This is a genomic window from Clostridia bacterium, from assembly GCA_026414765.1.
Classification (GTDB): Bacteria; Bacillota; Clostridia; order Acetivibrionales; family DSM-27016; genus SKW86.
Genome location: JAOAIJ010000028.1, coordinates 95,359 through 106,048, shown reverse-complemented (window position 1 = coordinate 106,048; position 10,690 = coordinate 95,359). Strand labels below are relative to the sequence as shown.

The 10,690-nt window shown below is 40.4% G+C and carries 10 protein-coding genes; all 10 read right to left on the bottom strand.

Annotation, left to right across the window (positions count from 1 at the left end):
• On the bottom strand, positions 1 to 1,417 hold a 1,417-nt coding region (locus N3I35_11965), incomplete at its 3' end, for a hypothetical protein (GenBank protein ID MCX8130803.1).
• 300 nt (positions 1,418 to 1,717) lie between these two features.
• The gene (dut, locus tag N3I35_11960; GenBank protein ID MCX8130802.1) at positions 1,718 to 2,221 is read right to left on the bottom strand and encodes a dUTP diphosphatase; all 504 of its coding nucleotides are present in this window, start codon (positions 2,219 to 2,221) and stop codon (positions 1,718 to 1,720) included.
• Positions 2,222 to 2,283: 62 nt separating this feature from the next.
• Positions 2,284 to 4,776, bottom strand: a complete 2,493-nt coding sequence (locus N3I35_11955) for a U32 family peptidase (GenBank protein MCX8130801.1) — start codon at positions 4,774 to 4,776, stop codon at positions 2,284 to 2,286.
• Positions 4,760 to 5,653, bottom strand: coding sequence for an alkaline phosphatase family protein (locus N3I35_11950; protein MCX8130800.1), 894 nt, complete (start codon positions 5,651 to 5,653; stop codon positions 4,760 to 4,762). The genes N3I35_11955 and N3I35_11950 overlap by 17 nt, the downstream gene beginning before the upstream one ends.
• A 105-nt stretch (positions 5,654 to 5,758) precedes the next feature.
• Positions 5,759 to 6,157 (bottom strand): hypothetical protein, encoded by a 399-nt coding sequence (locus tag N3I35_11945; protein ID MCX8130799.1) that lies wholly within the window; start codon positions 6,155 to 6,157, stop codon positions 5,759 to 5,761.
• Between the two features lie 114 nt (positions 6,158 to 6,271).
• On the bottom strand, positions 6,272 to 6,691 hold the full coding sequence (gene zapA, locus N3I35_11940; protein ID MCX8130798.1) for a cell division protein ZapA: 420 nt from the start codon (positions 6,689 to 6,691) through the stop codon (positions 6,272 to 6,274).
• A 225-nt stretch (positions 6,692 to 6,916) separates the two neighbouring features.
• The gene (locus tag N3I35_11935) at positions 6,917 to 8,350 is read right to left on the bottom strand and encodes an SPFH domain-containing protein (protein ID MCX8130797.1); all 1,434 of its coding nucleotides are present in this window, start codon (positions 8,348 to 8,350) and stop codon (positions 6,917 to 6,919) included.
• A gap of 128 nt (positions 8,351 to 8,478) precedes the next feature.
• Positions 8,479 to 9,081, bottom strand: a complete 603-nt coding sequence (locus N3I35_11930) for an NfeD family protein (GenBank protein ID MCX8130796.1) — start codon at positions 9,079 to 9,081, stop codon at positions 8,479 to 8,481.
• A gap of 555 nt (positions 9,082 to 9,636) precedes the next feature.
• Positions 9,637 to 10,215, bottom strand: coding sequence for a DUF1836 domain-containing protein (locus N3I35_11925; GenBank protein ID MCX8130795.1), 579 nt, complete (start codon positions 10,213 to 10,215; stop codon positions 9,637 to 9,639).
• A 130-nt stretch (positions 10,216 to 10,345) separates the two neighbouring features.
• On the bottom strand, positions 10,346 to 10,684 hold the full coding sequence (locus tag N3I35_11920) for a DUF2007 domain-containing protein (protein ID MCX8130794.1): 339 nt from the start codon (positions 10,682 to 10,684) through the stop codon (positions 10,346 to 10,348).
• Between the last annotated feature and the right edge of the window lie 6 nt (positions 10,685 to 10,690).

Below are 10,690 nucleotides of genomic sequence, written 5' to 3'. Positions count from 1 at the left end.
CCGCAGTATCCATATCAGAGTTTTTTGCATGTTTAACATATACGAAGTAAGTCTGATTTGCTGTAAGCACAGCACTCATCCGGAAGTTAGTGTTTGCAGCCGAAGCATTATCGCCTGTGCACAGCCAGGTATTGCTGCCTGTCCCTGTTACATAACTATAGGTATCCGTAGTCCCGGTACTCTCAAAGGTATAGGTTCCGGACGCTGCAGGTATGAACCTGAATACATCGGTGTCACAGGCATAGTCTATTATGCCGGATATCTCATTATTCAGGGAGATTTCAGAAGCATTATTGGCATCATTCCTGAAATCATCGGGTACTTGGCTAATCTTAATGCCGTAAGCACCTGTCATAGTATTCTGCGCATGATTTGATTTTATGTAATATGTCTCGCCCGCGTATAAATAACTGTTCAGATAGAAGTTTTGTCCCAGCCCAGCGTTATCATTGCTGCAAAGAACGCTTTTTGCGTAATTAAACAGAGCGCCAATCATATCTGATGTTCCTGTACTCTGTATCGTATAAGTTCCGCTGGCTGAAGGTATAAATTTTATGTAGTCTGTATCCCCTGCACTTTCGATACTGCACGCAATTTCAGTTCCTATCTCTACCTGTTTTGCAGTAGTGTAATCATTTCCGTGATCATCCGGAATAGCATATACCTTTAACCCATACGGCCCCGTACCTGCAGTATCCATATCCATGCTGTTTTTATGATTTACATATACATAGTAGGCCTGGTTTGCAGTAAGTGTAGCACTCATCAGGAAGTTGGTGTTTGCAGCCGAAATATTGTCGCCTGTACACAGCCGGGTATTGCTGCCCGCCCTGGCTACATAGCCGTAAGTATCTGTAGTTCCGGTACTTTCAAAGCTATACGCTCCCGACACTGGAGGTATGAACCTGAATACGTCGGTATCACAGGCATATTCGATAGCTCCCTGCAGCTCACAGTTAACTTCAATAGGGCTGGCATATGAATCATTATTACCGTAATCATCTGACACCCTTGATACTATTACACTATAGCTGCCTGTTCCAGTTCCCGAATAATGATTAACTTTTATATAGTATGTTACATTGGCAGCTAACGGACAGGCAATATAAAAGTTGTTTCCCGTACCGGAGTTGTCATCTAAAGCAAGTGTCTTTTCAAGATTGTCATACAAAAAACCTCTGACATTTGTCGTCCCCTTACTCTGTATGATGTACATACCGGCAGCTGCCGGAGTAACCTTGATAAAATCCGTATCCCCCGCAATCTCTATATTACCTTGAACTTCGTTGTCAACCTGAATTTCAACTGCAGATGCAAAGCTGTTTCCATAATCGTCTGTTTCCGCAAAAGAAATATTCGACGGAAATAGCGAAAATGCAAGTATAAATGATAGCGCAGCCGATAAATACCTCCTCATTTCACCCTCCCAAATAGTCTTATTTTCCCCAAATTATTGTAATTAATGGTATACTATGACATTGTAACACCTGTATGCATTTGTTACAACTTCCATTTATGTAGAATTTTGTATTATTTGTAACTTAATAAAAATAAACGTACAAAACCTGCATTACCACCTCTTCCGGGTATACTCTTGTGCTAAATCTTTTCGCACAAAAAAAGCTTTCATCCTTATTACAGGATGAAAGCTTTACTTTCACAAAGCCTCCTATACCGGCATGCCAGCATAGGCGTTCCTTCTTTCCACCTTCCTACACTATCTTGTCCCCGTAGATCCAAACCCACCACCACGGTCATTTCCTATATCCCGCACCGAGTCTACCACCGTAAACTTCATCTTAGGAACTACCTGCAGTACTATTTGTGCAACCCTGTCACCTTTCTTTATTTTATACGTACCCCGTTTATTCCCCTTCTCATCTATGGATATCATTTCCTCAGAGCTGCTGTTCAGAACCTCTGAAGTATTCGACATTATGATTCCCAGTTCATCCCTGTACCCACTGTCTATTGTTCCGGGAGAATTTGTAATCCTTAAAGGTGTCTTGAGGGATATTCCACTCCTGGGGCGGACCTGAATCTCATATCCATCAGGTATTGCCAGCTTTATTCCTGTAGGTATGATAACAGTCTCTCCTGGTTTTATGTAAACATCTTCTGCTGCACAGACATCCATTCCTGCATCCCCCGGCTTAGCATAAGAGGGTAGTACAGCACCTTCCCTGCATATTTCTATAAACACCTCGACATTATTATCCATTCGAATCCCTCCATTATTTTACGATACAAAGTGAAATAAACCTTATGTCAAATACCGTATTTTTATACCCCCCTGAAAAAGTGCCCTTTTGTAAAACCTTTTTCTTTTATTGTGCGAATCAGGGAACTGTATCTTTCAGCAGCAGATATTCCATGGGATAACACATCCCTGTGCATCCGTATAATCTCGTATATGTCATCAGGTTGCTCATCCGTAAAATTCAGCCTTATGGAATCCACCCCTGATTTACTGATTTTGTCAAGACTATCCGGTACAAACAATACATTCGAATTAAGTATTACGCTTCTGCAGTCTATTCTATCACATAGTACGGGAAATTCCATACCCATCCTGTCCCTCAATCTGTAAACACCATTTCTGCAAGCAGCACTGCACCCGGCGTTTTTACCAAAGCCTCCGGCTATACTGCCTACAGGGCAGTACTCACTTGTCATAAGAGGGATTCTTCCGTATACAATAGCCTCCTTCCGGAAATTGTCTTTTGCTTCCAAATCCTTTATTTGCCCAAGATTCAGCTCAGGAGACAACACTGCGCCCTCCAGGCCCAGCTTATTCAGCTCGTCTATTGAAACAGAGTTAAATATATTTAGCGAGTAGTCACCCATGACCTTTATATCAAGGTTATTTCTCATATATTCAATAATACCGGGATTTCCTGCCAGTATTCCGTCAACTCCATGCTTTATTATCTCCGGTAAATTGTTTTCAATCAGTTTGTCATAGTTTCCTCTTGTTATGGAAGGAAGCCATAAATATACTTCACAGCCGCTGCTTTTTATCGCTCCAGTTATTTCCTTTACTTTTTTGTCGAGCATCCATGCAAAAGGTATATAAAGCCTGTCTGCTCCCAAATTGCCTATATCCAGCCGTTCGTTCATATTGCTGAAGTGTAGGGAAATTTTAACACCTTCTGTTTTTTTTCGACCATTTCCCGGGAAATGTGATATTTTCTTTTGGCTATTATTCGCATATGAACCAATATTTCTTAAGTATCGGTTTGCTCTCCTTGCTTCCATCTCCTCCAGAGCCTTCCGCCTTATATCATTGATTTCGCTGATTGGAAGAGATAAATTCTTCTCAAGGTTCACTTCAATCTTTGTAAACCTGAAAGGTGATGCTCCCGTTTTTCCGAGTTGCTCTATGACTCTTTCCTCTGTGAGCGGTTTACTTATTGCATCTTCAGCAATTCTCTCCCCTTTGACTGTAACCGTATTTCCTCTCTCATCACTCACTATGAGTGCAGCAGGCTGTCCTTTAACGACTGAAAGATATGCTTCCAAATTGGTTTTAATAAAATACTTCCCAGAAAAGCTCTCTCTTGCCATAGTGTTAAGATTTTTATCCGATGTCTTATAAACCTTGTTTCCCTTTGTGATCCTGCCTTTCAAATCACCTATTACCGCTATTTCACCCTTTGCTGCAGCTGTTTTGTTTATGTTGTTTATTTTTATCTCACTAACCACTGTCCCGGGACTTTCATTTTCCCCATTCCATACCTCTATCCCGTCTCCCAGGGATATTTCTTCATTTAGTCTGACTTTTACAGTCTTCTTTTCCTTATCGTAGAAAAGCACCTCTCCCAGGTATATCCCCCAGTTCTTCGGCTTTTCAAAACACATCATATCAATCCCGGTCTTTCCTCCAAGGTACCCACCTGAAAGCCCTCCCCTGTTAAAGACCTGTGCCAGAGTTTTTTCATCCTCCTGACTGACCTTCATATTCCCACCGTTATTGATTGCTCCATCTATGTATTTCCTATAAATTCTGACAACTGTGGCAACATATTCGGGGTTTTTCATTCTGCCCTCTATTTTTAATGATTTTACTCCCGCATCTATAATTCTTTTCAGTTCATGTACGGAGCATATATCCTTAGGGCTTAGCAAGTATTTCCCCTTAACTTCAAGGTAATTTCCATCCTTATTCAGTTCATACGGCAGCCTGCAAGGCTGTGCACACTTGCCTCTGTTGCCGCTCCTCCCTCCTATGATGCTGCTCATTAAGCATTGTCCCGAGTAGCTTATGCATAAAGCCCCATGAATAAATGTCTCAATTTCGAGATTTGTGTTGGCCGATATATAGGAAATTTCATCCAGAGAAAGCTCCCTTGCAAGAACTATTCTGCTGAACCCCATTTTTTCGAGCAGCCTGACCCCTTGCAGATTATAAATTGTCATCTGTGTACTGGCATGTAGAGGAAGGTCAGGAATAGCCTCTCTTAATAAAGCTGCTGCTCCGATATCCTGAACAATAACCCCATCAATTCCCATAAGGTATGCCATGGTAATGAATTCCAACGCCTGTGGAAGTTCGCTGTCGGACATAAGCGTATTTAAAGCCAGGTATACGTTTACATCTCTTATATGTGCATATTCTACTGCTTTCTTTAGTTGTTCGTTATCAAAATTTCCCGCAAACTGTCTTGCATTAAACAGCTTGCCTCCGAGATAAACCGCATCCGCACCATTTTCTACCGCCGCTACAAATGCATCCCATTCCCCGGCCGGTGCAAGCAGCTCAACTTTTTTGTCCATTATTACTCTCCTTGAATATCTCAATTACTGCAGGCATTATATCCGTCAGTGATTCAATTTTCAACATAGCTTTATCAGGTATATTGCCCATGATAATTGTTGGTACTCTGTTATATGTATGTGTTTTTACACTTATATCCTCAATATTCCCGTGATCGCTCGTAATAATTATTATATCCTCTTTGAGATCAACGAGCTTAAGAAGTCCCCCTAAAAAATTATCCAGAAGCTCTATTTCAGCAACAGCAAGCGGCATATCCATCAAGTGTCCTATAATATCCGTCATAAAATGCTCGTACAGTGTAAAATCATAACCCCTGCTAATACCAAACAGGCGCTCAGCAGCTTCTACAGGTGTAATCAGATCGACATCATACCCGCTCTCCTTAATAATTTTCCCTGTTATATCATGATATACTCCCTTGCCCTCTTTATAATCATTTACCGTTCTGAAGCCCAGTGTGCTTGACAGCGTCATAACCGAAGTGACAGAGGGACGGTATCTGCGTTCCCTGTCATCAATCATTTTCTTCAGATATTCTTCACGGTACACGTTGGAATTAGTAACCTTTACACCCATTTTCAGAAGCTCCTTAAACAGGTTGTTTTCATATATGATTTTTTTAAGAGTTTCCGTGGGCTGTCCATGCAAATGCCTTCCAAGTATCCTCGAGGCATTTACACCGGTAAAAATAGCAGTCTGCCCAGTAGCACTCTGCGGCAGCCCCTCCACACCCAAAGTAGCATCTGTTGGTATAACCAGATGATTCCTGAAAATATAGTCAAGATTTGGAGTGCTGGCTGCAAAGACAGGATTTTTGCTGCTGTCTCTGTCTCCAATCCCAAAACCGTCAATAAATAAAAATATCATCCTCATGGCTGAATACTCCTTTAGGCAGACGAAATACAGAAACGGTTCTGCTGTGTGGCTTTAAGCCCAGACAACAAAACCGTCCCCCTGTATTGAACGTACTTTTTAGCCCTACTTAATACTTTCTCTTTTTTTATCATTAATCAGTACCTTCCCGGCCATACTGACAAAGTCCACCGTTTTTTTCAGTTTCCCGAAGAATCCTGACTTTATACTGTTTGCCGCTGCCGCGGTCATTTCTACAGTCTCACTAATACTGTTTATTGCGTTACCCACAGTTTCCAGTTCATTCTTAGCAGTAGAGGTCGCGTCTACAAGGTTTTTCGAAATTACCGGCATATCCTTTAAGGTTGCATCAATATTGTCTTTATTGTCCTTCAACAGCTTTTTTATTATCTTCACACTGTCATTAAGATTTTTTATAAGTACTACCAGATATGTACATACAACTACCATACACACGATTGCCAGTATAGTAAGAAAATCTCCTATAGTCATCATATCTTTCATATCCTTCATCCCCTGTTCACATTATATTAGGTTAATTAATAAGTTGCTACATCTGTATACAGCTCATAATATATGCCTGACTTTTTCAATCTGTGTATACTATGCCTTAAGTAATCAGAATTCTTCCTCTTCCTGCTGTGCTCTATATTTCCCTGCCTTTCTTACCTCATTCAGTTCAGCCTCTCTCTTTGCCAGTTCAAGCTGCAAACTGGTAACCTTGCTGTTAATTGAGGAATTTTCACTGACAAGGCTTCTGTTATCCTCCCGCAGCCTTTCAAGCTCCTCACTTGCTTTTTTCAGCTCTTTCTTAAGGTATCCCTCGTTTTCATGCGCTTTGAAGTAATCATCCGCAACATTTATTGCAGTGAGTACAGCTGCCATTGAGGTACTGAGTTTGCTGTTTATTCTCATTATTTCATTCATCTTTTTGTCTATGTATAAACCAACTTTCTGAATATACTCATCAGACTCTGAACCGACAAGTGTATATTCCTTTCCGGCAATCCTTATATCCACTTTGTTCTTTTCAGCCAAACAAACCAGCTCCTTCACCGCACATAAATGCGCACATACATCGTTCATAGCCTCTACTACTCTGCATTGCATTTCACTTCAATAACTGCATTTTATACATTTCTATTATAGACAATACTATTACAATATAATGATACCATATTATACTATATTTCGGCAAAAAAAACATATATTTTCCTATATACAAAAAAAGGCCACATGTGAGAGTGGCCCGATTTTTTGGTATTATTCAACATCTACCTTTGTAGTCTTTTCTTTATTTACTCCGGCGTAATTCTTGATTATGTCTGTCAGGTCTATCCCGGTTAGGCTTTTTACTGTCTCCGGCAACTGTGCCACTACACTTGTAATATCTTTTGTAAGCTTTGATGCGCCGGAATCCCCTATCATAACTATCTTTTCGGTTTTTGCAAGAGGCTGTGCAACAGCTGCCGCTATATCAGGAAGCTTCTCGATAACCATCTGAACCATAGCTGCATCATTAAACTGTTTGTATGCTTCAGCCTTCTTTGCCATAGCCGCTGCCTCAGCTTCACCCTTTGCCTTTATGATTTCGGCCTCTGCAAGACCCGCTGCTCTTATTGCTTCAGCTTTTGCAAGTCCTTCTGCCTTAATCGCATAAGATTGACCTTCTGCTTCTTTTGATCTTCTTACTCTATCGGCTTCAGCCTGCACCTCCGTCTTAAATCTCTCTGCTTCAGCAGGCTTCCTTACTATAGCTTCCAGTTCCTTTTCCTTCCTGAGAGCTTCTTGTTCTTGAAGTTCAATTTCCTTCTGTTTCTTTACTATTTCGACCTGCATAGCCTCTTTTTGAACTTCCTGCTCTATAACATACTTCTTCTTGTCATAGGATAAATCAGACTCAGCTTTTCTTTCATTAATGGCTGCCTGATAATCAGCAACCTTCATTTCCTTATCCCTGTTAGCTTCAGCTACTTTTGTCTCAGCCAGGAATTTGGCTGTCTGACCTGCCTGCATTGCTTCAGCGCTTTTTATATCTGCATCTCTTTTAGCTTCAGCCTGGCCTATAACCGCATCTCTCTGAACTCTTGCAATCTGCGCCTTACCAAGACTTTCAAGGTAACCGTTCTTATCTGCAATTTCCCTGATCGTAAAGGATATGATCTTCAGTCCCATGTTTGCCAGATCACCGGCTGCCAGTTCCTGTACCTTCTGTGCAAAAGCATCCCTGTTCTGGTTGATTTCTTCCACTGTAAGATTACCTACTATTGAGCGGAGATGACCTTCCAAAGTCTGTGTAGCTATCCTTTTTATTTCTTCCTCTTTAAGGCTCAGGAACTGTTCTGCTGCCGTAGCTATAGACTCCTGACTGGAATCTATCTTAACCTGTGCAATACCGTCAACAGTTACCTGTACTCCCTGTGAAGTATAGGCGCTTGAATTCACATCCAAAGGCATAATTCTCAGGGATATGGTTTTCGCAACTTCCAGAACCGGCCATACAAAAGTAGCTCCTCCTCTGACTATCCTGAAGCCTACAACCTGGCCGTTAGCCATTTTCTTCTTTCTACCGGAGACGATCAACGCCTCATCGGGTCCAACCTTTACATACCTGCTTACAAATACCGATATCATTATAAACAGGATTGCTACTGCACCTCCAGCAATTAAAAAAGTTGCTATTAATGGTGTGTTCATTCAACTTCCCCCTCCATATTGTTGTTTTTTATTTTTCTGCACAACATCAGATGAAATTATTTATTCCTTTACGTTACCGGATGAATCTTGCTCACAGGATATTCAAACAGCAATAAAATTCTTATGTCTTAACTACTTTCACTATTACGCTCACTATCTTTAATGCCTGTATTCTTATTGTACTGCAAATCCAGATCATCTATTGCCATTTTACGTGTTACCATTGCCACGTTTTCATCTACCCTGATTACTATTACCTTCTCTCCTCTGTTTATCTCTTCTCCATATGGATTTCTTGCAGGCAAACTGTATCTTTCTCCATTAATAAAGCATACAACCTCCCCAAGCCCCTTTTGCGGAACAGGAGTAAGCACTTCTGCCTCAACCCCTGACAGATCGTTTTTTGAAAATGTAGAATCAGACTGAGAACCATACATAAACCTTACTACGCAGAAAAACAATATTGCACCTACTACTCCTGCCAAACCCAATGCCAGCAGAGAGCTGACCAGATTCCCCATCTGAAAACCGATTTTAGCAATAAGCCCGGCTGCCCCAAATGTAGTAATGGCACTCGCAATTACCAACGGATTAAAGGGCGACGGCATATCTCCATGGTTTATATTCCCATGATCTATATTCCCATGGTCATATCCATGACTTCCCAACACCAGGGATAAAATGGAGTAAATCGCTCCAAAAGTGAGGCAGCCAATATATACATAAAGCAAACTATCCACCTCCGATACATAATCACACCAGGCAGCCTATGGAAATATATGCAACAGGATACCTTCGATATAAGTATAATATATCATATAATACTTACTGCTTGTAGCTTCTGATTCAAAACATAAAATATGTAGCCTGGTATTATAACTTTCAAGTACTTGTCAAATAGAAAAACTGACATTTCCTAACCTCTTTCCTTTTACGGTATACCGCTGTCCTTATTATGCATAGTCTACTGATTTACATATCCATAACCACCTTTCTCAAAAATAATTGAATTGCATCGTAGCATGATAGTGTGTGACTCCATTGTATGTATTTCGCTGCTCTGTTATATACTATATACCTCAACTGAGGTTTATGCAATACTAAAAGGCATCCCCAAACATTGCTCCTTCACAGCCATTAGTATTTTATTCATGTTATCGCCTTTTTCCTTTAATTATCTCCAAATATCTCCTCAACTCGCTGCCAAAAAACACAAAAGGCCTGTATCTTGAAGCGATAGCCCTTGACACAGCCAGCTTGCTAATTTACAGGCCCTTTACTGATATTTATTTTTTTATATGTTCAACAATTATTTCATTTATGAGATCCCTCATCGCAATGGTCTCTGCCATAACAGTCAGCGCTATCATAAATGCTGTGGCAGTATTCTTCTCCCCATCTTTAACACCATCTTCACTGACAAGATCCTCAATCTTGTCAAAAAGCTGAGGCAGGGATTCCTTCCACTTACCCAAGGATTCCTTTCTCATGGTCAGGTAGTTTTTATAAACATCAGTTGTCTTAATAATATCGTCTTCAAAGATTTCAGGGTTGTTTCTTATAGGCTCGAGTACCATCCTTATCTCTTCAAGTGAATAAATAGCCTTAAGATTGTCGATAAGTGTCAGAAGAATCAAATGGTTTTTTGTGTAATACCTTTTATCAATTGGAGGAGGGAGAACTCCAACCCTCACATAGTTCTGTATCATGGTTTTTGTAAAATTCCTTCCCTGTCTGTCAAAAAACTTAACTACTTGTGAAATTGTAAGTTCATCGCTCAGAGTCACTATTTTTACCTGATCATCCTTATTTATTATGTCATCAGCCAGTTTAAGCAGAGAATCCTTATTAATATCTTTAGCCATGCAAACCACCTCTATATTTAGTGTATTTTTTGTCTATATAACAACGTGCATCACTCTATTATATATTAATAGTATATTTATTGAATAAACGTGTCAATAGCAAAAAAGCAGGAACATATCGTGCATAGCTTTAATCCACATCCCCTGTGAGCTCGTCCGCAGACTTTGCATCCAGCAGTTGGACTGCTTCTTCAAACCTGTCTTCGGGGACAAAAACCTCTATCCCTGCGAGAGGGACTCCCATTATGATCTGAAGATATCCATCCATTCCTTTTACCTTTTGAACTACTGGAATATTCCCCATTTCCAGTACATCTTTGATAATCTCAAACTCAATATTGTTTTTTACAGTGGTTAGATATTTCCACTCTTCCGCAGGCTTATCTTTTGTTCTATTTTCAGGCTTGCATACCGGGCAGCTTTTTTTATTACCGTCATATTCAGTTTTACAGTCTGGACATACTACCATTGTTTT

What these genes read in the sequence shown, in the direction of transcription:
- N3I35_11925 (MCX8130795.1), bottom strand. Translation starts at nt 10,215, where the DNA reads ATGGCTAAAGATATTAATAAGGATTCTCTGCTTAAACTGGCTGATGAC.
- N3I35_11920 (MCX8130794.1), bottom strand. Translation starts at nt 10,684, where the DNA reads ATGGTAGTATGTCCAGACTGTAAAACTGAATATGACGGTAATAAAAAA.
- N3I35_11935 (MCX8130797.1), bottom strand. Translation starts at nt 8,350, where the DNA reads ATGAACACACCATTAATAGCAACTTTTTTAATTGCTGGAGGTGCAGTA.
- N3I35_11955 (MCX8130801.1), bottom strand. Translation starts at nt 4,776, where the DNA reads ATGGACAAAAAAGTTGAGCTGCTTGCACCGGCCGGGGAATGGGATGCA.
- N3I35_11950 (MCX8130800.1), bottom strand. Translation starts at nt 5,653, where the DNA reads ATGAGGATGATATTTTTATTTATTGACGGTTTTGGGATTGGAGACAGA.
- dut (MCX8130802.1), bottom strand. Translation starts at nt 2,221, where the DNA reads ATGGATAATAATGTCGAGGTGTTTATAGAAATATGCAGGGAAGGTGCT.
- N3I35_11945 (MCX8130799.1), bottom strand. Translation starts at nt 6,157, where the DNA reads ATGAAAGATATGATGACTATAGGAGATTTTCTTACTATACTGGCAATC.